Origin of the sequence: Streptomyces xantholiticus (assembly GCF_014651015.1) — a bacterium.
GTDB lineage: Bacteria > Actinomycetota > Actinomycetes > Streptomycetales > Streptomycetaceae > Streptomyces > Streptomyces xantholiticus.
The window spans coordinates 144,023-165,471 of the sequence record NZ_BMWB01000014.1 but is presented as its reverse complement, the minus strand read 5'-3'; the positions used below and the strand labels follow the sequence as shown (position 1 = coordinate 165,471).

At 72.3% G+C, this 21,449-nt stretch carries 20 protein-coding genes and 1 pseudogene; 12 read left to right on the top strand and 9 right to left on the bottom strand.

Annotation, left to right across the window (positions count from 1 at the left end; all coding sequences use genetic code 11):
- Positions 1–207: 207 nt before the first annotated feature.
- Positions 208–936, top strand: a complete 729-nt coding sequence (locus tag IE198_RS21090; RefSeq protein WP_189888870.1) for an SDR family NAD(P)-dependent oxidoreductase — start codon at positions 208–210, stop codon at positions 934–936.
- A gap of 232 nt (positions 937–1,168) precedes the next feature.
- Here the strand turns inward: IE198_RS21090 and IE198_RS21085 are convergent, their stop codons facing one another.
- Positions 1,169–1,906: a class E sortase gene (locus tag IE198_RS21085; RefSeq protein ID WP_189888868.1), complete on the bottom strand. Its 738-nt coding sequence runs from the start codon at positions 1,904–1,906 to the stop codon at positions 1,169–1,171.
- A 211-nt stretch (positions 1,907–2,117) separates the two neighbouring features.
- On the opposite strand from IE198_RS21085, the gene IE198_RS21080 reads away from it, so the two are divergent.
- On the top strand, positions 2,118–2,510 hold the full coding sequence (locus IE198_RS21080; protein ID WP_189888958.1) for a helix-turn-helix transcriptional regulator: 393 nt from the start codon (positions 2,118–2,120) through the stop codon (positions 2,508–2,510).
- Between the two features lie 56 nt (positions 2,511–2,566).
- Positions 2,567–3,009 (top strand): annotated as a pseudogene (locus IE198_RS21075) (VOC family protein).
- Positions 3,010–3,024: 15 nt separating this feature from the next.
- On the opposite strand, the gene IE198_RS21070 reads toward IE198_RS21075, so the two are convergent.
- The 3 genes from IE198_RS21070 to IE198_RS21060 all read right to left on the bottom strand — a co-directional run bounded on the left by IE198_RS21070 (position 3,025) and on the right by IE198_RS21060 (position 6,957).
- Positions 3,025–4,194 (bottom strand): FUSC family protein, encoded by a 1,170-nt coding sequence (locus IE198_RS21070; RefSeq protein WP_229834168.1) that lies wholly within the window; start codon positions 4,192–4,194, stop codon positions 3,025–3,027.
- 256 nt (positions 4,195–4,450) lie between these two features.
- Positions 4,451–5,332, bottom strand: a complete 882-nt coding sequence (locus IE198_RS21065) for a diacylglycerol/lipid kinase family protein (protein ID WP_189888864.1) — start codon at positions 5,330–5,332, stop codon at positions 4,451–4,453.
- Between the two features lie 29 nt (positions 5,333–5,361).
- Positions 5,362–6,957, bottom strand: coding sequence for an FAD-binding oxidoreductase (locus IE198_RS21060; protein ID WP_189888862.1), 1,596 nt, complete (start codon positions 6,955–6,957; stop codon positions 5,362–5,364).
- 85 nt (positions 6,958–7,042) lie between these two features.
- Here IE198_RS21060 and IE198_RS21055 point away from each other — a divergent pair, with 85 nt between their 5' ends.
- Positions 7,043–7,642, top strand: a complete 600-nt coding sequence (locus tag IE198_RS21055) for a TetR/AcrR family transcriptional regulator (protein WP_189888860.1) — start codon at positions 7,043–7,045, stop codon at positions 7,640–7,642.
- Entirely contained in the window at positions 7,639–9,219 is a 1,581-nt protein-coding gene (locus IE198_RS21050; protein WP_189888858.1) for a glycerol-3-phosphate dehydrogenase/oxidase, read from the top strand. Before IE198_RS21055 ends, IE198_RS21050 begins: the two co-directional genes overlap by 4 nt.
- A gap of 216 nt (positions 9,220–9,435) precedes the next feature.
- Here the strand turns inward: IE198_RS21050 and IE198_RS21045 are convergent, their stop codons facing one another.
- Positions 9,436–9,849, bottom strand: coding sequence for an SRPBCC family protein (locus IE198_RS21045; protein WP_189888856.1), 414 nt, complete (start codon positions 9,847–9,849; stop codon positions 9,436–9,438).
- A gap of 388 nt (positions 9,850–10,237) precedes the next feature.
- Here IE198_RS21045 and tgmA point away from each other — a divergent pair, with 388 nt between their 5' ends.
- Positions 10,238–10,429 carry a putative ATP-grasp-modified RiPP gene (gene tgmA, locus IE198_RS21040; RefSeq protein ID WP_100110533.1) on the top strand — a complete coding sequence of 64 codons (192 nt, stop codon included), beginning with the start codon at positions 10,238–10,240 and terminating at the stop codon, positions 10,427–10,429.
- Between the two features lie 12 nt (positions 10,430–10,441).
- Positions 10,442–11,371, top strand: a complete 930-nt coding sequence (gene tgmB / locus IE198_RS21035; protein WP_189888853.1) for an ATP-grasp ribosomal peptide maturase — start codon at positions 10,442–10,444, stop codon at positions 11,369–11,371.
- A gap of 139 nt (positions 11,372–11,510) precedes the next feature.
- Here tgmB and IE198_RS21030 read toward each other — a convergent pair whose 3' ends face one another.
- Together IE198_RS21030 and IE198_RS21025 are read right to left on the bottom strand one after the other, a co-directional pair.
- A complete protein-coding gene (locus IE198_RS21030; protein ID WP_189888851.1) occupies positions 11,511–11,915 on the bottom strand; it encodes a DnaJ family domain-containing protein in 405 nt (134 codons plus the stop codon).
- A 10-nt stretch (positions 11,916–11,925) separates the two neighbouring features.
- Positions 11,926–13,470, bottom strand: a complete 1,545-nt coding sequence (locus IE198_RS21025; protein ID WP_373299914.1) for an MGH1-like glycoside hydrolase domain-containing protein — start codon at positions 13,468–13,470, stop codon at positions 11,926–11,928.
- Between the two features lie 235 nt (positions 13,471–13,705).
- Between IE198_RS21025 and IE198_RS21020 the strand changes: the two genes are divergently transcribed.
- Both IE198_RS21020 and IE198_RS35405 read left to right on the top strand, forming a co-directional pair.
- The gene (locus IE198_RS21020) at positions 13,706–14,284 is read left to right on the top strand and encodes a TetR/AcrR family transcriptional regulator (RefSeq protein WP_189888849.1); all 579 of its coding nucleotides are present in this window, start codon (positions 13,706–13,708) and stop codon (positions 14,282–14,284) included.
- A 336-nt stretch (positions 14,285–14,620) separates the two neighbouring features.
- Positions 14,621–14,956 (top strand): hypothetical protein, encoded by a 336-nt coding sequence (locus IE198_RS35405; RefSeq protein ID WP_229834166.1) that lies wholly within the window; start codon positions 14,621–14,623, stop codon positions 14,954–14,956.
- Between the two features lie 269 nt (positions 14,957–15,225).
- Here IE198_RS35405 and IE198_RS21010 read toward each other — a convergent pair whose 3' ends face one another.
- Complete coding sequence (locus tag IE198_RS21010) at positions 15,226–16,074, bottom strand: GNAT family N-acetyltransferase (protein ID WP_189888848.1); 849 nt, start codon at positions 16,072–16,074, stop codon at positions 15,226–15,228.
- Positions 16,075–16,362: 288 nt separating this feature from the next.
- Between IE198_RS21010 and tap the strand changes: the two genes are divergently transcribed.
- The 3 genes from tap (at position 16,363) to rox (ending at position 20,978) form a co-directional block, all read left to right on the top strand.
- On the top strand, positions 16,363–18,531 hold the full coding sequence (tap, locus tag IE198_RS21005; protein ID WP_189888846.1) for a telomere-associated protein Tap: 2,169 nt from the start codon (positions 16,363–16,365) through the stop codon (positions 18,529–18,531).
- 6 nt (positions 18,532–18,537) lie between these two features.
- Positions 18,538–19,092, top strand: coding sequence for a telomere-protecting terminal protein Tpg (gene tpg / locus IE198_RS21000; RefSeq protein ID WP_189888844.1), 555 nt, complete (start codon positions 18,538–18,540; stop codon positions 19,090–19,092).
- Between the two features lie 458 nt (positions 19,093–19,550).
- On the top strand, positions 19,551–20,978 hold the full coding sequence (gene rox / locus IE198_RS20995) for a rifampin monooxygenase (RefSeq protein ID WP_189888842.1): 1,428 nt from the start codon (positions 19,551–19,553) through the stop codon (positions 20,976–20,978).
- Between the two features lie 89 nt (positions 20,979–21,067).
- Here the strand turns inward: rox and IE198_RS20990 are convergent, their stop codons facing one another.
- Positions 21,068–21,418: a DoxX family protein gene (locus IE198_RS20990; protein ID WP_189888840.1), complete on the bottom strand. Its 351-nt coding sequence runs from the start codon at positions 21,416–21,418 to the stop codon at positions 21,068–21,070.
- Positions 21,419–21,449 lie beyond the last annotated feature (31 nt).

Below are 21,449 nucleotides of genomic sequence, written 5' to 3'. Positions count from 1 at the left end.
CGAGGCCGCGATCGACGACCTCGCCCGCTGTCCGGCCGGACGACACCGCCCTGTTCCTGCTCCGCCCCACGCCGTGAATCCGGCTGCCGGCCCCCGGGTTCGGGAGGTGGTGCGGCCTTGCGGGCGCAGGCCGAAGGCAACGGTCTAGAGTTCGATCGCACCTTGGTGGATCAACCGCCCCTGCGCCTCGCCCGACCGGAGCCCGCCTTGCGCCAGCCACTCACCATCGTCACCGGCGGCAGTCGCGGCATCGGGGCCGCGGTCTGCGTCCGTCTCGCAACCGAGGGCCACCACATCGTGGTCGGCTACCGGTCCGAAGCCGGCGCCGCGCACGATGTCGCCAAGGCCGTGCGCGCGGCAGGCCGCCGGTCCCTGGCCGTCCAGGTCGACACCGCCGACGAGGCGTCGGTCGACCGCCTCTTCGACAGCGCGGCCGAACTCGGCACCGTCACCGGACTGGTGAACAACGCCGGCATCAGCGGACCCAACGGCCGGCTCGCCGACGCCGACGCGGACGGCATGCGCAGGGCCCTCGACGTCAACGTGTGGGGGTATCTGCTCTGCGCCCGCCGTGCGGTCCGTGACATGACACGCTCCGGCGGCGGCGCGATCGTCAACATCTCCTCCGCGGCCGCCACCCTCGGCAGCCCCGGCCAGTACGTCCACTACGCGGCGACCAAGGCCGCCGTCGATGCCATGACCACCGGGCTGTCCAAGGAGGTCGCCGCCGACGGCATCCGCGTCAACTGCGTGGCGCCCGGCACCGTATGGACCGACTTCCACGAGGACCCCGAGCGGCCCTCGAAGGTCGCGGCCGCCGTTCCCATGGGCCGGGCCGGACAGCCGCAGGAGATCGCCGGAGCGGTCGCCTGGCTGCTTTCCGCCGACGCGTCGTACACGACCGGGGCGGTCCTGCGCGTCGCGGGCGGGATGTAGGTCAACTCCCGCGGCAGTACACGCCGCGATCCGAGCCTGCTTGGTCCACCGGGACGGGAGTACTCGGGCTGTCCCCTGCCGTTCACGGCGGAAGGATCGGCGGGTGTGCCGGAGGCGGCGGTGAACTCCTGCGTCCGGCACCCCGAATCGTGGAGGACGCATGAGAGGTAAGGGCTTGGACCCGTAGGCGACCGGTGTTCTTGCGCGGCCGGTGGGCCGCCGGCTCCACGGCCTATCGGCGGGACACCTCGCGGAGCACACCGATCTTGTCTATGCGGTGCTCCGGATTGCCCTTGTCGTCGCGCCAGAAGTTGCCCGCCGCGTCGTCCTCGGGGGTCGCGCAGGTGGAGACGGTGATCATCGCCTTGGTGGGCCGCTCACCGGGATGGCCGGGCACTGCGGCGCGCTGCTCGGCGAGCGAGCGTTCCGAGCGGAACGACGTCTGCCGGGTCTCGGTGATCACGTACTCGTAGACCGAACCGCCCGCGGCGACGAACACCGACTCGCCCTTCTCCAGCGCCGGCAGATCGCGCAGCGGCCCGCCGGCGGACAGCCGGTGTGCGGTGACCAGGTAGTTGCCGACCTCGCCCGGTCCGACACCGCCGCGCTCGCCGTACGGGCTGGCGGCCACGCCGCGGTTCTGGATGCGGGTGCCCGGCCAGTCGTCGGTCGTGCCCTCGTACGGGACGACGCGCAGGTCCTCCAGCCCGATGGCCGGTATGGACAGGACGGCCGTCTCGGTCCGGGGGTCGGCCTTCGGAGTGGGGCTCGCCGGGGGAGGAGCCGCGGCGGGGCCCGCTTCGCCGGGGGCGTTCTGCGCCGACGGGGCCGCCGCCGTGGAGGCCGGCGCGGCGGCGGAGGACGCGGCGGACAGATCGGCGGTCCCGTCGGCACCCGGGCCGGCGCAGCCGGCGACGAACGCGGCGACCACGCCCGCGAGGGTGGCGGGGGCAAGACGGGAAAGGATCATGGGCAGCCGGAATCCGTAGGAGGGAGGGGGCAGAGCCGATGCACAACGGCCACGGCCCGGTGTGCTGGCGAAAACACCACAATCGGATCAGATGTTCCCCATTCGGTCAATGCCCTCCCGCGGCCCGCTCCCGCTGTCGGTGCCCCGTGCCGGCATGGCACCGTGACCGACGTGGCCCACCTCCGACAGCTTGCGGCTGGCCAAGGACGCGATGGACCGCGACTGGGCCGAGCCGCTGGACCTCGAGGCGATCGCCGCCCACGCCGGATACTCGCGTTGCCACTTCGTCCGGGCCTTCAAGGCCGTGTACGGGCAGACACCCGGGCAGTACCTGTCCCGACGCCGGGTCGAGCGCGCCCAGGAGATGCTGCGCACCGCGAATCTGTCCGTCACCGAGATCTGCACGCTCGTCGGCTTCAGCAGCCTCGGGACCTTCTCCGCCCGCTTCGAGAAGCAGACCGGGCTCTCCCCGAGCCAGTACCGCGCCGAGCACGTCGGACGTGGCGCCGCGCTCATCCCCGGCTGTTACGCGATGCTCCGGGCCGGCGGATTCCCTCCGCCGGCAGGCCGCTCGGAGCAGAGCAATTCTGAAGAAGCGCCTTGACGCTGCCGCTGCCTACCGTGGCAGCACCGGAGAAAACCCCGTCCGAGGAGCACGAAATGATCAAGTGCCTCGCCATTTCCACCGTCTGGGTACTGGACCAGGACCGGGCCAAGGAGTTCTACACCGACAAGCTCGGCCTCGAGGTGCGTACGGACATGGCGATGGGCGAGCAAGGCATGCGCTGGCTGACCGTCGGAGCCATGAACCAGCCCGAAGTGGAGCTGACCTTGATGGTGCCGGGCACCCCGCCATGGACCCCGAGTCCGCCGAGGCCATGCGGACCCTGGTCTCCAAGGGCGTCCTCGGCGCCGGCGTTCTGGCCACCGACGACATACACGGCGACTACGAGAAGCTCAAGGCACGTGGTGTGGAGTTCCTGCAGGAGCCGCAGGAGCGCCCGTACGGCACCGAGGCGATCTTCCGTGACGACTCCGGCAACTGGTTCTCCTTCACACAGCCGCGGGGGGACCTCGACCTCGACAAGGACTGGGCCTGCTGACGGGCCGAGCCGCGCTCAGGTGCGCCCGGCCCGATCCGGCCCGGCCTCCAGCGCGTACAGCAGTTGCTGGGTCTGCGCCGCGAGCCCGCCCACCGCGGTCGCCGTCTCGTGGTCCTGGTCCGGCAGCCGGCCCTTGAGACGCCCGTGCGCCGCCCAGGCCCGTTTCATCGCCTCACCCCGGGCCTCGCCGTCCGGCTGCGGGGCGCTGAGTGCGGCGCGGTCCGCCTCGCACACCTCGGCCGCGGCACCCAGCAGGTCCATGAGGAGGCCGAGAACCGCGTCCGGTGGTGCGGCCAGCCTGCGCCACTCCCCGGCCGTGTCGACCAGAGTGCCGGTGAGCGACTCCAGGCGGCCGGCGATCCCGCTCCAGTAGGAGTCCCGGTTGTCGGGTGGAGGGGACGCGTGACGCCGCAGGCGGTGCCCCGGATTGAAGCGGTAGCTCTCACGGGTCCAGCGGCGTGCGCTGCCCAGGCTCTGCACGGCACCGCCCAGTCGGCGGGCGCCCTCGTACCACTGTTCGGCGCTGGTGCGGTCGTACCCGCTCTCCACGTCGTCGGCCATGGTCCGCAGCAGGGCTGCGCTGTCGCGGGCGAGTCTGTCCAGGTTCTCCCGCACGTCGCGGAGGTGGACCGGAGGCAGTACCAGCGCGTTCACACCGATCCCGATCAGCGCGCCCACGAGTGCCTCGAAGAGGCGGTGCGCGATCGCGGTCGTCGAGAAAGAGCTGTAGGCCAGCACGAAGATCGCCGTCGTCGGCGCGTAAATGCCCTGGTCCCCGAAGCGCGAGTAGTTCCCCAGCAGTACGGCCGGCGGCAGAGCCAGCGCCATCGCCGCCATGGTGTTCCCCGTCAGCGAGGCGGCGCCGGCCGCGAGCAGGGTCCCGAGTCCGATGAGGATCAGCTGCTGCGCCCCGGCGCGCAGGGACCGGTAGACGGTGCTCTGCACCAGGACCACGGCCGTCCAAGGCGCCATCAGCGCCATCGGCGCCTTCCACCACCAGCCCACCAGCGCCCACGCGAGGACGGCGGCTCCGGCGGCCTTCAGGGACTGCACCGCCAGATCCCGCTCCGGCCCGGGCTCGGTGAGAGCCCGGCGCACAGAGGTCCGCATGCCGGACCATTCCCACGCCACCCACCGCTGCCACGCCACCCACCGCTGCCACGCCACCCACCGCTGCCACGCCACAGCCGGCTCCGCTCCTCCGCCGTCTCCCTCGGCCCGGTCCGGTCGGCGGGCCGGCCCGGCGTTCACCGGGCCATGGCACGTGTAACCGGCGGAGGTCCCGCGAATCCTGTTCGCCCTGGACCGGCCCGGGGCCGGGCAGGGCGGCGTCGCTCGGCGGTGCGCGGTCGTCACGAGTGTTCGCCGGTGGATACCGGTGGGGAAAGGGCGGAAGGGCGGTGCCGGCCTACGGACAGAACCCGAGGAACGGCGCGGACCGTCAGCGGATCACGTTCAGCGCACCCGGCTGGACGCGCACCGTCACCGGGAGCACGGCCTCGACCTCGCCGTCAGCGCCGTAAGGGACGGCCCTGTCCGCCTCGATGCGGACCTCCCTGCCCCGAAGGACCTCCACCTCCGGGCGCGCGAGGTGAGCGCCCGTCTTCAGCTCGTTCATCATCGTGAAGAACAGCCGCTTGGGCCCGTGCCGGATGACCACGACGTCCAGCAGGCCGTCGTCGACGCGCGCGTCCGGCGCGATGTTGCGACCGAAGCCGTAGAAGCCCGAGTTGGCCGCCACGACCGTGTACCCGAGCCGTTCGTGCACGATCCCGTCGACCGTGATGCGGTACGCGGCCGGCCGCCAGCCCAGGACGGCCCGCAGTCCGCCCGCGTAGTACGAGGCGGCCCCTCGCAGCAGCCGGGAGGTGTTGGCGTGCCGGTTGGCCACCGCGTCCACACCCGCGTACACGCTGCCCAGCACGGAGGTCCCGGCATGGACGGCCGAGGACACCCGGATGGTGTCCACCGGCCGCGGCGAGCCGTGCAGCAACAGCTCGGCCAGCGCCGCGGGCTGTGTCGGCAGGCCGAGCGCCCTGGCGAAGTCGTTGCCGCGCCCGGCGGGCACGATGCCGAGGACGGCGTCCGTGCCGCTGAGCGCGCCGCCGACGCACCCGGCGATGCCGTCGCCGCCGACGGCGAGCACGACATGCCCTTGTCCGCCCGCCTGACGGGCCACTTCCTGCGCGTGCTCCAGGCTGCGGCTGTACTGCGTGTCGAGCCGTGCCCCGGCCTCCCGGAGGAGACGGGCCAGCGGCAGCAGGGCCGCCGTACCGCTCGACCCGCCGGCGGCGGGATTGACGACGGCGGTGAACTGTCGCATGAATACGCCTTTCGGGAGGCAGTGGCCGGTCAGCGGACGGGGACGAGTACACCGGGGTTGAGCACCCCGGACGGGTCGAGTTCGGCTTTGAGAGCCTGCAGGATACGGACGCCGGCCGGGCCGATCTCCCGCGCGTACCAGTCGCGGTGGTCGGTGCCCACGCCGTGGTGGTGGCTGATGGTGCCGCCCGCCGCCAGGATCGCGTCGTTCGCGGCCCGTTTCGCCGGAAGCCAGTGGGCGACCGGGTCCTCGCCCTGTGCCGCGACCACGGTGAAGTACAGGGACGCGCCGTTCTCGTACACGTGCGAGATGTGGCACATCACCAGCGGAGGGGTGCCCGCCCCCGTGAGGGTGGTGGTGAGCGCCTGGCGTACCTGCTCGTAGAGCTCCGGCAGGGCTGACCAGAAGGCGGCCGTCTCCAGCGTCTCGGCGAAGGCGCCGGCATCGAGCAGGGCATCGCGCAGATAAGGGGCGTTGTAGCGCCCGTGCGTCCAGCGGTCGCCCGGCTCCTCGCCGACGTACTCACCGCCGCACGCCAGCAGTACCTCGCGGGCCCTCGCCCGCCGGTCGGCGGTGTCCTCCGCGGTGCCCTCGTAGCCGGCGATCGCCATGCAGCCGGCCGACTGCCGTGTCAGGTCGCTGCCGATCCGGTCCGGCTGCGCGAGGCCGACGAACGTCTCCGTCTCGTCCGACAGACGCAGCACGGTCGGCCGGGGGCCGTCCTGGGCGAGCCTGCGCAGAGCCGCCGCCCCCGCCTCGAACGACGCGAAGCGCCAGCCTTCGTAGACCCGGGTCGTGGGCAGCGGCCGTATCCGTACGGTCACCGAGGTGATCACGCCGAGCGCGCCCTCCGAGCCGAGGACGAGCTGCCGCAGGTCGGGACCGGCCGCCGAACGCGGCGCGCGCCCGAGCTCCAGGGTCCCCTCCGGGGTGGCGAGGGTGAGCCCGAGCACCATCTCGTCGAAGCGGCCATAACCGGCCGACGCCTGGCCGCTGGAGCGGGCCGCGGCGAAACCGCCGATCGAGGCCCACTCGAACGACTGCGGGAAGTGGCCCAGCGTCCAGCCCCGCTCGTTCAGCAGCCGCTCGCACTCGGGCGCCCGCAGCCCCGGCTGCAGGGTCGCCGTACGGGACACGTCGTCGAGGGCGAGCAGGGCGTCCAGTCGGCGCAGGTCCAGCGCGACGAAGGGGCGCTTGCCCTCGGGTGCCAGACCGCCGACGACGGAGGTGCCGCCACCGAACGGCACGACAGCCACCCCGTGCTCCGCACAGGTCCCGAGGACGGCTGCCACCTCGTCGTGGCCGGCCGGCAGCACGACGGCCGCCGGGACGTCGGCGACGTCACCGGTCCGGATGCGCAGCAGGTCGGGCGTGGACTTGCCGCGGGTGTGCCGGATGCGGCTCTCCGCGTCGGTACGCACATGGACCGCGTCGCCCACGCACCCGGTGATCGCCACGCGCGCGGCGTCGGTGAGGGGGCAGGGCGGTACGGCGATCTCCTCGAGCGAGGCTGATCCGCTCCCGCGCGGTGTCACGCCGAGCAGATCGCGCAGCAGACCGGTCACCGCATCCGGCAGCGGCGCTGCCTTGGCCGGGTCGCCCCAGCCGCTCCACAACATGTCCACTTGTGCTGTTTCCTCACCGTCGGTTGGTGCCGGGCTCCGGCGGGGCGCACTGCCGCGCCGCCTCCACTGCATTACACTGTGACAGATGACGCCCATTCGTCACAACCATTCGGACGCAGACGCCGTCCTCGACGCCGCCCGGGACTGCGTCCTGGCCGTCGGCGTACGCCGGACCACCCTCACCGACGTCGCCCGGCGCGCCGGGGTCTCGCGGATGACCCTCTACCGCCGCTGGCCCGACGTGCGCACCCTTGTCGGCGACCTGATGACGCGGGAGTGGATCGGTCTCGCCGTCGACGCCATGCCCGGCAAGGAACCGGGCACCCCCACGCGGCAGCGCATCGTCGACGGGCTCGTCGCAGGCGTCGCGGCCTTCCGCGCCCACCCCCTCTTCCACAAGATCATCGATGTGGACCCCGAACTCCTGCTGCCGTACATCCTCGACCGCAGGGGCGCCAGCCAGGAGGCTCTGCTGGAGCTCATCAAAGGCGGCCTCACCGAGGGCCACGCGGACGGATCCGTCCGCCGGTTCCACCCCGACCGCCAGGCCCGCTCCCTGCTGCTCGTCGTGCAGTCGTTCGCCCTTTCGCTGCGCACGATGACCGAAGAGGCCGACTCCGAACTCGCCGATGCAGCCTTCCTCGACGAATTGCGGACCATCCTGGAGAGGACCCTCGCCCCATGAGCCGCCCCCACCGCCCCGGCACCCCGGCCCCCGCCTCCTCGCTGAACGCGGCCCGTCGCAGCCGCGAACTCGCCGAACTCGCGCACGGCGCCCAGGTCGACGTCCTCGTCGTCGGGCTCGGCGCCACCGGCGCCGGTGCCGCCCTCGACGCCGCCTCCCGCGGACTGACCGTCGCCGCGATCGACGCACACGACCTCGCGTTCGGCACCTCCAGGTGGAGCTCCAAACTCATCCACGGCGGACTGCGCTACCTCGCCACCGGCCACCTCGACGTCGCCCACGAGAGCGCCGTCGAACGCGGCATCCTCATGGAACGCACCGCCCCCCACCTGGTGCGCGCCCAGCCCTTCGTCCTACCGCTGACCCCCCTCGTCTCGCGCGGCCAGGCCGCGCTCGCCCGGGCCGGCCTGCGCGCCGGGGATCTGCTGCGCGCCGGCGCCCGCACCTCACGCACCACGCTCCCGGCATCCCGCACGCTCTCCGCCGTGGAGACCCGGCACATGGCCCCCGTCCTGCGCCCGGCCGGGCTCCGCGGCGGACTGCTCTCCTGGGACGGTCAACTGACCGACGACGCCCGCCTGGTGACCGCCGTCGCACGGACCGCCGCCGCCCACGGCGCCCGCATACTCACCCGGACCCGCGCCCTCACCGTGACCGGCACCGGCGCCCGCGTCCGTGACGAACTCACCGGCGAGGAACTGCAGATACGGGCCCGCACCATCATCAACGCCGCCGGCGTATGGGCGGGCGACCTGGTCGACGACGTCCGCCTGCGCCCCTCCCGCGGCACCCATCTGGTACTGCGCTCCGACGACTTGGGCGGCCTGCGCGCCGGAATGCACATCCCGGTTCCGGGAGAGTCCAACCGTTTCGTCCTCGTCCTGCCGCAGGGCGACGGCCGGGTGTACGTGGGGCTCACAGACGAACCGGTCGAGGGGCCCGTCCCTGACGTGCCCGACGTGCCGGAGACGGACATCGGCTTCCTGCTGGACGTCCTGGGCTCCGCCCTCGACGTACCGCTGCGCCGCGACGACGTGGTCGGCGCCTTCGCGGGACTGCGGCCACTGCTGGACACGCACCCGGCGGGCGGGCCGGACCGCGGACGGACGGCCGACATCTCCCGCAGGCACGCGGTGCTCGCCTCGCCCGGCGGTGTCGTCACCGTCGTCGGCGGGAAGCTCACCACCTACCGGCGCATGGCCGAGGACGCCGTGGACGCCGCCCTCGCCACCGGCGGCCTGACCGCCGGCCCCAGCCGAACCGCCGTCACGCCCCTGGTGGGTGCGGCCCCGGCCGGCGCGCTCGCACGGCTCGGCGTACCCCGGCGTCTGGTCCGCCGCTACGGCGCGGAGGCCCCGGCCGTCCATGCGCTCGGCATCGCCGACCCGGCCCTCGCCCGGCCCGTGGTCCCCGGGCACCCCGTCACCGCCGCCGAACTCCTGTGGGCCGTACGGCACGAGGGCGCGCTCGACGAGTCCGACGTCCTCGACCGGCGCACCCGTATCGGCCTGGTCGACGCGGACCGCCGGGCCGCCGGCGAGGCGGCCCAGGACGCGCTGGCGCGCTGCTTCTCCTGACCGGGTCGCCTCCGGGGGCCTCCGCAAGGGCGGTTCCGCGGTGGCGAGGTCGTGCTCGCGGAAGAGGGGAGGGAGCGGGATGTTCCTTGTGATCCGGCCCGGGTGGGGCATCCTCGTTCTGCCGCCGGCCGGCTTCGGCATCACCGTCGGGACCGCACTCGGGGGCGCTCCTCGGGAACTCTGTGCCCGCCCAGGACATCGGCGAACACCGGTCGCTCAGCCCGCGGCGCCCTCGACCCCGAGCCGGACCTGCTCCTCCAGCCGGCGCAGGCTCCGGTCGAGGGCGTCGTTCACGGCCTGCTCCCCGGGGTCGTGCGTCTCGTCGAAGAACGACAGGTGGACCGTGACCTCGCTGGTGCCGGAGCCGATACCGGCCACCTGGAGCCATCCGGCGTAACTCCCTTTGTTCCGTGTGCCCCACTCGACCCGCATCTGGTCCTTCTCCGGGTTCAGCAGAGCCGGGGTGTCCTCGTCGGTACGGTCCTCGTGCACGGTCACCGCGGGCAGTACCTCCGCCCGGACGTGCAGGGCCTCCGGCAGCCAGCTGTCGAGCTGGTCGACCCGTGCCGCCTGGTCGTAGACATGCTCCGGGAGGGCGGGCATCGTTCGGGAACGTTCGTACTCGCTCATCTGCACCAATCCTTGCCGATCCGTGGGAAAGGGACCCTTCGACCAACGCTTGCCCCGGCGGTGCGGATCGAAGCGGCGACGCCCGGCTGCCACCCGTTCGCCGTGATGTCCTGAATCCACCGGTTCGGAGTGTCGCCTGGGTCACGTTGGGGGCATTGTGTGAAACCTGTGGGGCTGATGGTGCGTCTGTCTTGACGGCGCCGGAAGGCAGTGGAAGAGCCTCGAGGAAGGCAGCGTCAAAGCGCTGCCGACCAGGGATCTTGCTTGGGGGAGCCGTGGAAGAACAGCATGCACATGGTCACGGTACGTAATGAAACCATCACCTCGTAAACACGTACTGTCACAAGAGGAGCCCGGGCAGGCGCCCGCGGTCAGGGGAGGAAAAGAGATGAAGCCGTTCGCGTGGAACTATGCACGCCCAGCCGAGCCGGCCACCGGCATCGCTCCCTATTCGTACGACGCTGCCCTGCAGTTGAACGTCCTGGCCGACGGGCGGCCCGCGGTCATGGACCGCGGACTGCTCGCCGTGGCCGGCACGACGACGTCGAAGGCCGGCTCCGCGACCCACTTCGACGACTGACCGGCGTGCGACGTGACGGTTCTGGTGCTGACGTGCGAGGCGGACGTCACTGCCGACATGGTGGTGGCCGAGCTGCACGAACAGGGCGTTCCGCTGGTGCGGTTCGACCCGGGTGACCTTCCCGGCGGAGGGTCCCTCTCGGTCGAGTACGTACGGGGGGAGTTCCGCGGCTACCTGTCGAGCGGCGGCCGGGTGGCGAGCATGCAGGGCCTGCGGTCCGTCTGGATCCGCAGGCCCAGTACGCCTGCGGCGCACGCCCCGGAACCGTCCGACTGGCTGAGCGTCGAGAGCGCACACGCCCTGTACGGGATGCTCGACTGCACCGGGGCGCGATGGATGAACCACCCGAGCGCCGCCGCCAAGGCCAGACGCAAGCCGTGGCAGCTGCGCATCGCGTATCTCAGCGGCTTCCCGGTGCCGGCCACCCTCCTCACCACACATCCGACGATGGCCCGTCAGTTCGCCGAGCAGTATCGGCACGTGGTGGTGAAATCGGTGTCCGGGAAGTCGCCCGGCGATCCGCCGATGGCGCTGCCGACCACACTCGTACCGCCGGACGCCGACTTCTCCGGTGTGGCCGCGGCCCCCACGATGCTGCAGCGCTACATCGCCAAGCGCGCCGACATCAGGCTCACCAGCGTGGGCGACCGGCACTTCGCGGCACGCAAGGCGACCGAACCGGGACAGGTCGACGGGCGCTACGGCGACACCGGTCACGAGTGGCAGGCCGTCGAGGTTCCCACCCAGATCGCCCGGGCCGTCGAGACCTACAAGAAGCACGCCGAACTCGCCTACGGCGCCTTCGACTTCGCGGAGGACTCCACCGGCACCTGGTGGTTCCTCGAGTGCAACCAGGGCGGGCAGTTCGGTTTCGTGGAGCTGGAGACCGGGCTTCCCATCGCGCGGACGGTCGCGTCCTGGCTGGGCGCCGAACTGTCGTGACGCGTCGGCCGCCGGGTGGCCTCGGGCGCCGGCCACCGGGTGACGAGGGAGAGCTTCCCGGGGGTGTGGGCCGGCCGCGTCACGGTACAGGCCCCCGCGCCTCGGGCTCGGGCCGCGTCACGGTACAGGCCCCCGCGCCTCAGGCTCGGCCGCGCCGCCATTCCTCGACGACCGCCTCCGTGTCGTACGGCTTCAGGCCCAGCAGCGGCCCGGGCGGCGGGCGCCGGATCGCCACCACGATCTTCTCGTTGATCTCCCCGACGATGCGGCGCACGGCGGACTCCGACGGTGCTCGGCGGGCCTTCTCCAGCGCCTCCTCCGCCTCCTTGCGCAGCGCAAGCGTCGGAGGGAGGAAACCGAGGCCCTCGCGGTGCATCTTCCCCTTGATCCACCACATCTCGTCGTACGCGTCGCCGGACAACGACGACGGCAACGGCCGGCCGAGACCGGGCAGATCCTTGAAGTCGCCCCGTTCCGCGGCTTCGCGGATCTGCTTGTCGACCCAGGATTCGAAGCTGACGCCCGGCGGCTTGCGCTCGGTCACGCGTTCCAGCCTACGTCCCCGTTCCGGCGGCTCGGACGCCCGCGGCCACCCGTGCGCCGTCCGCCTCGCGGACCCGGGCGAGGAGATCGACGACGACCGCGGCGGTCCAGCTGAAGCCGGTGGCCCCGTGCGCCTCGCCGGTGCGCGGGTCGACGTACTCCGCGAAGCCGGACGTGCCGGCCGCCGTGAGGACGGCCTGCTCGAGCGCGTCGGCGCAGCCGGTCTCACCATGCTGCCGCAGCCCGCGCTCCAGCAACCAGTTCACGTTGAACCAGGCCGGGCCGCGCCAGTAGCGGCCGGCGTCGAACGCACGGCCGTGCAGGTCGTAGCTGGGCACCAGTCCCGTGTCCGTACCGAGTCCGAAGTGCGGTCCGGTCATGGTGCGCACCAGCGCCCCGGCGATGTCCCCGGGCAGGCCGGGAAGCACCAGCGGCAGCAGACCGGTGACACTCCGGTCCGGGACGGGACTGCCGGTGCGCACGTCCCGGCACAGGAACAGCCCGGCGTCCTCGTCCCACAGCAGCCGCACCAGTGCGGCGGTCAGCCGGCGCGCCCGTGAGCGGTGCGGCTCGGCGTCCTGCCCCAGTTCCGTGGCGATCTCCGCCAGGGCGTGCTCGGACAGGGCGAGCAGGGCGTTGAAGCCGGGGTCCTCGACGGCGAACGGGTGATCGCGGCCCACGTCGCGGTAGCCGCCGTCCCGGTACTGCGCGGCGAGGCGGACATAGCGGCCGTAGTCCATGTCGGTGGGCCGGTCCGCCCCGTCGCCGCACTCGAGGTCGGCCCGCTGGAACGAGCCGGCGGGAGCAGGCTCGACGCGGCCGAGAGGCTCGTCCCAGCAGGGGCTGTTGTCCATGCCGGACTCCCACGGATGGACCACGGCTGCCAGCCCTGCGCCGCCGACGTCGCGGCAGTCGGCCAGATACTCGTGCCACGCCGCGAGGCGCGGCCAGACGTGCTCGAGGAACCGCCTTCGGAGTGAGAGCTCCCGGTCGCTCTCGTGGACCAGCCAGGCGGCCAGCGCATGGACGGGCGGCTGGACGATGCCGGACGTCTCCACCCCTTCAGGAGCCCCCGCCGCCCGGCCGGCCGTGGAGGACCGCCAGAAGTCGGGACTCGGGAAGTACGCCCCGAGAGGCACGGCGGGGTTGAAGACGATGTGCGGGATGCGTCCGTCGGCCCACTGGGCGTCGAGCAGCGTCTCCAGCTCCTGCTGGGCGCGCCGCGGCGACAGATGGCGCAGCCCTATGGCGATGAACGCCGAGTCCCAGCTCCACTGGTGCGGATACAGGGCGGGGGAGGGGACCGTCGAGGCACCTTGCCAGTTGGCCTCGAGGATCTGCGCCGCCCGCCGCCCGAGCTCCTCCTGCCGGAGCTCCGCGCCCCGTCCGGTCCGCCGGCCGGCGACGGACGGTGCGGAAACGGGCGGGGGCCCGGCCTGCGCGGGAACCAGAGTCCGGCGCGGTCCGCGTGCCGGGCCGGACGGTTCGCCCGGCGGCCGGTGCCCCTCGGAGGAGGACTGCCCGGGGACGAGCGGGCCGCGGGCGACGCCTTCCACTTGAGGAGCTCCAGATGCTTGAGACCGCAACATATGCCGACGAAGCGCAAGGCTAGGCGCTTGTCCCGGGAGAAATCACCACCCCTGCGGAGTGACATTCCCGACATAAACGCCGGGTGTGGTCTCGGCGGACGCCTGCGGTCCGCTACGACTGCTGCCCGGCTGCGCTGTACTCTGCGAAACGCTCCATCCGCAGTACTGCATCTGACCTGATCCCGGGGTCCGGAGAAGGAACATGCGCCACAACCCCCAGCGCCGCACCGCACTGCTCGACGCGGCGATCGAGGTCCTCGCCCGCGAAGGCTCACGCGGGCTGACCCTGCGCGCCGTGGATGCCGAAGCCGGCGTCCCGACCGGTACCTGCTCCAACTACTTCACCCACCGGGCACAGATGCTGGGTCAGATCATGAAGCGCACCCATGAGCGCCTCACCCCCGATCCGGCCCGCCTCGCCGGGACCCTCTCCGCGCCGCCCACCCACGAGCTCGTCGCCACGCTGCTGCGCGAGGTCCACCGGCGCATGGAGGGCGACCGCAGCAGCTACCTCGCCATGCTCGAACTGCGGCTGGAAGGCACCCGCCGTCCCGAGCTCGGTGCGGAAATGGGGAGGATCCTGGCTGCCGAACTGGAGAACAACATCCGCTTCCACCTCGATGCGGGTCTGCCCGGCGACCGTACCGACGTCGTCCTGCTGTACGTCGCAGTCCACGGCATGATCGTCGACGATCTCACCGTTCCCGCCGTCCTCGGCGGACGGGCCCCCGCTCTCATCGACCAGCTGGCCGCCCGCCTCCTCGGCCCCGCCACGCGCTGAGGCGCCGGCTGCGTGTCCGGGAGCCGACGAATACGGCCACACCTGGTCCTGCGTGCCCGGAGCCGGCTGGATCCCGGAGCCGGCTGGATCAGGGACAAGCACCTGTCGGGAAACGGATCCCCGCACCGCTGCATCTTCTGACTCGAGACGCCTTGCCCCTGCACACCGCCCGCCCGGCCCTGGGGCGGGCGCCCCGACCCGCCCGGCCCCGTCGGTTCATCTCACTTGTGAAGAAATGCTATAGGGGGCATCCGGGTGGCAATCAACCCGAACTGCAACTGCCTCGGGACCGCCCGCACTCCTCGACATCACACGCACCCCATCGAGGAGGCACCCATGACCGGCTGGCAGCTCCCCACCATGACCCCGGACACCGCATCCGCGGTCGACCCGTACCGATTCCCGGGCGCCGCTGCCGTCGACGACGACCCCCGGCCGGCCGTCCCCTCCACCCCCGAGCCCGTCGACTACCTCCTGGCCGCCCCCGACCCCGACCTGCGAGTCCCCGTGCCGCTGGAGCCGGCCGACCGGCGCCGCCTGGACCTGCATGCCGCCCTCACCACCGCGGGCATCGCCCCCCTGCCCGGCGACCTCGCCGCCATCGAAGCCCTGTGCACTCTGGACGACACCACCCACGCCGCACTCCAGCGGTGGATCACCCACACCGCGTGACGGGGGCCGGCCCGGCCGCGGCCGACCCCCAGCAGGGCGGCCGGGCGGCGCCCGCCCGGCCACCTCGGGCCAACGTTCCCCCATGCCCCGACTCGAGCGCCTGACCGCGGACCACGCCCCCGCCCTGCTCGCCTTCGAGCTGGCGAACAGGGCCTGCTTCGCCGCCTCCGTACCCGACCCCGGCGACGACTGCTTCATACGGCCGCCCGGCCCTGCGGTACATCCGTGCCCTGCCCTGAACCGGCCCGAACAGCCAACTACGGGGCGGGTCAGCCGAGTTCGAGACTCGTCACCCCGAAAACACCCGCCCGCTCCGTATCCGGCACCGGTCCCACGTACATCCGGGCCGCCTCGAACGAGGGCGACAGGCCCAGCCGTTCCGCCATCTTCAGCGCCGGCCCGTTGTGATCGGGCACGTCGACGGCCACGGCGCCGCCGCCCGCGGCCGTCGCGAGCGCACCGAAGAGGGCCTCCGCCACCTCCGGGTCGGCCGCGTACAGCGGTCCGACACGCGAGGCGCCGCTGCACGGTCGGACGACACCGAACCCGCACAGCTCGCCGTCACGCACCGCCGCGAGCGAGGCCCGGCCCGGCAGTCCCACCCAGGCCGCAAGGAACGCGTCGCGGGCCTCGGGGAAGAACCGCCGGTCGTAGGCCGCCAGTTGCCCCAGCGGCAGCGAACGCCCGTCGACGAGCACCACTCCCTGCGGCTCGCGTGCACCGTGCGTCGGCGGCCCCTCGAAACGGACGTTGTTCCACGCCCGTACGAAGCCCGACCTGCGGTAGTTCTCCTGCTGCCCGACCACACCGTCGAGCCCGACCACCCGGCCGGCGAGCCGCTCCATGCCGGCCCGCCACAACCGGATCCCGTATCCCTGCCCGCGCACCTCGGGTCGCGTGATGTAGAAACCGATGAACCCTGAACCGGTCCCGTAACGCACCGCGGAGATGCAGCCCACCGGCTCACCGTCCAGCCGTCCGATCAAGAACCCCTGCGGGTCGGCGGCCGTGAAGGCGAGGCGGTCCGTGTCACCCGGGTTCCACCCCTCCTCCTCGGCCCAGTCCCGCATCAGGTCGATCTCTCGCACGCTCGCACCGCGGACCTCGAAATACCCCATGCCCCGATCCTCCCAGCAGCCCCCGCACCACAAACGTCGCGAACAGGCCTGGGGCGGGATGCGACCGAGGGCGAGGGAAGCCCCCGGTGCAGCGTTCGACCGGAATGCGGGACACTGCTCCGGGTGAGCGCCGCGGACGCCGCCCGGAGGCGTCGACGACCGGCCCCCGGGCCACTGCGCCGGCATCCTCCCCAGCCGGAGACCCCGCGGAACTCGAGCGATCGAAGTGCGATTCGCCGAGCGATATGACATGCGATCGATGTAGGCTGCCGGCCGGAGGTGAGCTGGTTGCCCACTGAGAACGAGCTGTTCAGTGCAGTGGACGCGCTGCTGGAACGGGTCGCCCAGGACGACCTGCCGGAACCGGCCGAGCGCAGGAGACTGCGCGAGGCGGCAGGGCTGAGCCAGGCGCAGATCGCCAAGGCGCTGGACGCGCGGCGGGAGGCGGTGGGGAACTGGGAGGCCGGCAGGACCGAGCCCCGGCCGCCGAAGCGCGCCGCGTACGCCCGGTTGCTGGAGGGCCTTGCCGCGCGCTTCCCCGCCCCGGCCGACGAGACGGCCCCGTCGGCGACCGCGGCCCCGGAAACCGTCGCCGTCCCCGAGCCCGTCACCTCCGGGCCCGACGCCGCCCCCGAGCCTGCCGGCTCGCCGTCGAGCAGCACCGGCGTGCCGACGACGCGCCGCCCGATCGCGAAGTACGCCGCCGAGAAGAAGACCGCAGACAGGAGGACGGCCGTCCCGGACGGCGCCGCCGTCCCGGACTGCGCCGCCGACCCGCGGTTCGCCAACGGTCCGCTCGCGGTCGTCGACTGCGAGGACGGCGACGTCTTCGCGTACTGCCTCGGCGGGCTCGTCCTGGACGTCCCCGCCAAGTCCCTCGCCGCCCTAGTGGAGTGGACCCTCGCAGAAGCCCAGCTCGGCGCGCCCCGGCTCAACCGCCACGGAAAGGACGCCGATCCACTCCTCGTCCTCACCGACGCCGCCGCCGAACGATACGGCCTCCCCGCCCGTCTGACGGACGAGGAGCGCCGCGCGGGCCGACTGCCCGAGGGCCATAGGATCCTCGCACAGCTGGCGCGGGCCGACTGGCAGCTCACCCGTCGCGGATTCGGCCCCTGGGCCCGCATCTACCGTCCGGCGAAGGGCTCGCGGCGGGCGTGCGTGCAACTGTGCATCCTCGGCTGGGAGGCACTCGACTCCCGTTCCTGGGGCGAGGCGGCGCAGCTGCCGCCGGGCGACCTGGCGAACCTGCTCGGCACGTACGCCGCCCGGGTCTTGACCCCGCGCGGCTCCACGGCCGTAACCGGACTGGAACTGATGACCGCCCTGCATCCCCCCACGAGGGCGAGCGAGCCGGACGCCGACGGCCGCCGGCACAGCGAACACAACCCCGGCTCGCTGGGCATCGAATCGGTGGACTGCGCACCCTGCGAGGCACCGGACGGACACCCGCTGCTCGCCGATCTGCCCCGCTTCCACCAGCGCACACCCGACGAGGTGCTGGTGGAAGAGGCGTACGACTGGGCCCGCCCGCTCGACGACGGCGAATGCGCCAAGCGGTTCGTGGTCGGGATCGACGTCAACATGGCCTTCGCCGCGGCCGCCAACGGCACCGTCGTCGGCCTCGGCGCGCCGGTCCACGTCGACCACCCGGCCTTCGATGCGAAGCTGCCCGGCAGCTGGCTGGTCGACCTCTCGCACATCGAGCTGGATCCGCGCCTGCCCTCCCCGTTCACCCCGACCGGCGCCCGTCCGGCCGGCCCGGCGTGGTACGCCACCCCCACCGTCGCCTACGCGGTGGAGCTCGGCCACGTGGTGGCCCCGATCGAGGCCTACGTCCGTCCCGAGAACGGCCGCTACCTGGACGCCTGGTACAACCGGCTGCGCGACGCGTACCTCGCGACGATGGCCGACCTGGGTGTCACCGCCGACCTGGAGCCGCAGGCCTTCCTCGAGGCGATGGACGGCCACAAGCAGACCGACCCCCGGACCGCCGTCGTGCTGGCCGCGATCAAGGCGACGGTGAAGGGCGGCATCGGCAAGCTCCGCGAACGCCCGAGGGGCGGCGGCTGGCGCCCCGGCCGGCCGTGGCCGGCCCTCGCCCGGCCGACCTGGCGGCCCGACATCCGGGCGGCCGTCATCTCCAAGGCACGGATCAACATGCACCGAAAGATGCTCAAAACGGCCCAGGTGACGGGACAGTTCCCCGTCGCGGTCCTCTCGGACTGCGCCGTGTACGCCTCCGACGGTCCATCGCCGCTCGACTTCCTTCCGTACCGGGACGGCAAGCCGCTGCCGGGCGGCTTCCGCCTCGGCGTCTCGCCCGGCATGGTCAAGCACGAGGGAACCCAGAGCGTGCTGTGGGCAGAAGGCGTTCGCGAACAGCACGGCCAGTGCCTGAACATCGCCCGGTACATCAAGGACGGCAGCGTCACCGCCGCGGACGCGGGGGAGTAGCAGCCGATGGGCAAGCTCGCGGACAGCCTCGACAAGGCGGTGCAGGGCGCGTTCACGCGCCCCGTTCCCAAGTCGGCCGGGGCGCAAATGCGTTACCTGGTCAGACGGCTCAAGGGGACCAGGGCGGTGGCCGACGTGCTGGGAGTCTCCCAGCGAACCGTGGAGCGCTACGTCAAAGGGCAGTTGAAACGGCCCCGCAAGGACCTCGCCGCCCGCATGGAACGCGAGGTGAGGCAGCGGTGGCAGCCCCAGATCCGCGCCCAGGCCAAGAAACAGGCGGCCACCACCGGCGGCATCGTCCTGGACACCCGTGCCCGCTTCGGCTACACCGCCGCCCCCGGCAGCACCGACGACGCCCGCCTCCGCCACCTCACCCAGGCACTGCCCCCGCACTACGCCGCCCGCCTCTTCGATGCCCAGGAACAGGGCGCCACCGAGCAGCAACTCCTCGACATCGCGGCCGAGGGCCTCCAGGAGATCTACTTCAAGGACGGCGGCCGCCGCGCCCAGGGCCTGCTGGTGGAGTTCACCGACATCGACTACATCGACCTCGAGCTCTGACGCGGGGGAAGCGCGGCGAGGTGCGGCCGCCGGTGTGACCGAGGAACCTCTCGTTCAGCGGCTGCATCCGCAGGCCCATGGGTCCACCTGGATCGCCGGCACCGCCGTACGCGGCGCGTCAGCGCTTCGGAGGGGCTTGTCCGTCCACGGCGGATGACAAAAAAGCAAAGGCAAGGAGGTCACCCACTCCTTGCCACTCTCAACATATAGCGCACCGGGGGCCTTGCGGCAAGACCCGGGCCGTGGCGCAGAATCGACAGCCGAGGCCAGAACCTTGGGGAAATCAGGGATTCGCGGAGTACATGCGCCTTTGCCGGTGCCCGGGTCTCGCGGGACGTCGAACCGCCGGTGGGACCCAGGGTGCGGTTGCGGCACTGGCGCGAAGGTGCAGGCGTGCGCGCCGCCGGACCACGCGGAGCAGTCGGCCGAAATGCAACCGTGTCGAGTGGGAGATTTTCGTGATTGACGTGATCGTGGTCGGCAGCGGACCGACCGGCTTGATGCTGGCCTGCGAGTTGCGGCTGCACGGCGTGCACGCGCTCGTGCTGGAGAAAGAGGCGGAGCCGACCAGCCATTCCCGCGCGCAGGGCCTGCACGCACGCAGCGTCGAGATGATGGACCAGCGCGGTCTGCTGGAGCGGTTCCTCCCGCTCGGGCAGCAGTTCGCGGTCGGCGGCTTCTTCGCCGGCATCGACAAGCCGTGGCCTGACCGGCTGGACACCGCACATTCGTACGTCCTCGCCGTCCCCCAGGTGGTCACCGAGCGTCTGCTGACCGAGCACGCCACCGAGCTCGGCGCCGAGATCCGGCGCGGCTGCGAGCTGGTCGGGCTGAGCCAGGACGAACAGGGTGTGACCGCTGGGCTGGCCGACGGCACGCAGCTGCGCTCACGCTACCTCGTCGGCTGCGACGGCGGCCGCAGCACTGTGCGCAGGCTGCTCGGCGTCGGCTTCCCCGGCGAGCCCTCCAGGGTCGAGACGCTGCTGGGCGAGATGGAGGTGGCAGTGCCGCAGGAGGTGCTGGCCGCCGTGGTGGCCGAAGTCCGCAAGACACAGCTGCGGTTCGGGGCCATGCCCCTCGGGGACGGCGTGTACCGCCTCATCGTGCCCGCCGAGGGGGTGGCCGAGGACCGCACTGTCCCGCCGACCCTCGAGGAGTTCAAGCAGCGGCTGCGGGTGTTCGCCGGCACCGACTTCGGTGCCCACTCACCGCGCTGGCTCTCCCGCTTCGGCGACGCAACCCGGCTGGCCGAGCGCTACCGGACCGGCCGGGTGCTGCTCGCCGGCGACGCGGCGCACATCCACCCGCCGACCGGCGGGCAGGGCCTCAACCTCGGCATCCAGGACGCGTTCAACCTCGGCTGGAAACTGGCGGCAGAGGTGGGCGGCTGGGCACCGGAGGGGCTGCTGGACAGCTACCACACCGAACGGCACCCGGTGGCCGCCGACGTGTTGGACAACACCCGCGCACAGATGCTGCTGCTTTCCCCCGAACCGGGTCCCCGGTCGGTGCGCCGGCTGGTGTCGGAACTGATGGACTTCGAGGAAGTGAACCGGTACCTGATAGAGAAGATCACTGCGATCGGAGTCCGCTACGACTTCGGCGAGGGGCATGCACTGCTCGGCCGGCGGATGCGGGACGTGGGGCTTAAGCGGGGGCGCCTCTACGAGCTGATGCACGGCGGCCGTGGGCTGCTGCTCGACCAGACCGGCCGGCTCTCGGTGGCGGGCTGGGCAGACCGGGTCGACCACGTCGTCGACGTCAGCGAGGAACTGGACGTGCCCGCGGTGCTGCTGCGGCCGGACGGCCACGTGGCGTGGGTCGGCGAAGATCAACAGGATCTGCTGGGCCGGCTGCCCAAGTGGTTCGGCACTGCCGTCGGCTGAGCGGGCAGCTGCGACGGCGTCCCCGGCCGGCGCGAGTGCCCGAGAATGCCCGCACCCGGCCCGGGGACAATGCTGACCGCACAACCGGTTCACCAAGGGCGGGCCAGGTTCAGGGCGAGGGCCGCCACGGGCAGGCAGAAGAAGAGGGACCAGGGGCCCAGTTGGTAGTCGTGCACCCGCAGGTGGGCCCAGAGCGCCCCGAGGAAGTACAGCACCAGCCCGGCAGCGGCGAGCGTGCCAACGGCCGGCACGACCAGCCCGGCCGTCAGCCCCAGCGCACCCGCGGCCAAAAGCGCCCCCAACGGCCGCATCCAGGACCGGGGCACCCCCAACTTGTCGGCCTGGCTCCTGGGGTACTCATGGCCGATGAAGTTGGCGACGGCGGCCGACCCGTTGAGGGCCGAGGTGAGGAGGACGACCACGAGGTAGGTGGCGAACACGAGGGGCTCCTTCTTCGCGAGCACGCGGTTT

Excerpts from the sequence above, each read along its gene's own strand:
- IE198_RS21010 (WP_189888848.1), bottom strand. The coding sequence starts at position 16,074 with ATGGGGTATTTCGAGGTCCGCGGTGCGAGCGTGCGAGAGATCGACCTG.
- IE198_RS35405 (WP_229834166.1), top strand. The coding sequence starts at position 14,621 with ATGACCGGCTGGCAGCTCCCCACCATGACCCCGGACACCGCATCCGCG.
- IE198_RS21080 (WP_189888958.1), top strand. The coding sequence starts at position 2,118 with ATGGACCGCGACTGGGCCGAGCCGCTGGACCTCGAGGCGATCGCCGCC.
- tpg (WP_189888844.1), top strand. The coding sequence starts at position 18,538 with ATGGGCAAGCTCGCGGACAGCCTCGACAAGGCGGTGCAGGGCGCGTTC.
- IE198_RS21045 (WP_189888856.1), bottom strand. The coding sequence starts at position 9,849 with ATGAGCGAGTACGAACGTTCCCGAACGATGCCCGCCCTCCCGGAGCAT.
- tgmA (WP_100110533.1), top strand. The coding sequence starts at position 10,238 with ATGAAGCCGTTCGCGTGGAACTATGCACGCCCAGCCGAGCCGGCCACC.
- IE198_RS21065 (WP_189888864.1), bottom strand. The coding sequence starts at position 5,332 with ATGCGACAGTTCACCGCCGTCGTCAATCCCGCCGCCGGCGGGTCGAGC.
- IE198_RS21055 (WP_189888860.1), top strand. The coding sequence starts at position 7,043 with ATGACGCCCATTCGTCACAACCATTCGGACGCAGACGCCGTCCTCGAC.
- IE198_RS21050 (WP_189888858.1), top strand. The coding sequence starts at position 7,639 with ATGAGCCGCCCCCACCGCCCCGGCACCCCGGCCCCCGCCTCCTCGCTG.
- IE198_RS21020 (WP_189888849.1), top strand. The coding sequence starts at position 13,706 with ATGCGCCACAACCCCCAGCGCCGCACCGCACTGCTCGACGCGGCGATC.
- IE198_RS21085 (WP_189888868.1), bottom strand. The coding sequence starts at position 1,906 with ATGATCCTTTCCCGTCTTGCCCCCGCCACCCTCGCGGGCGTGGTCGCC.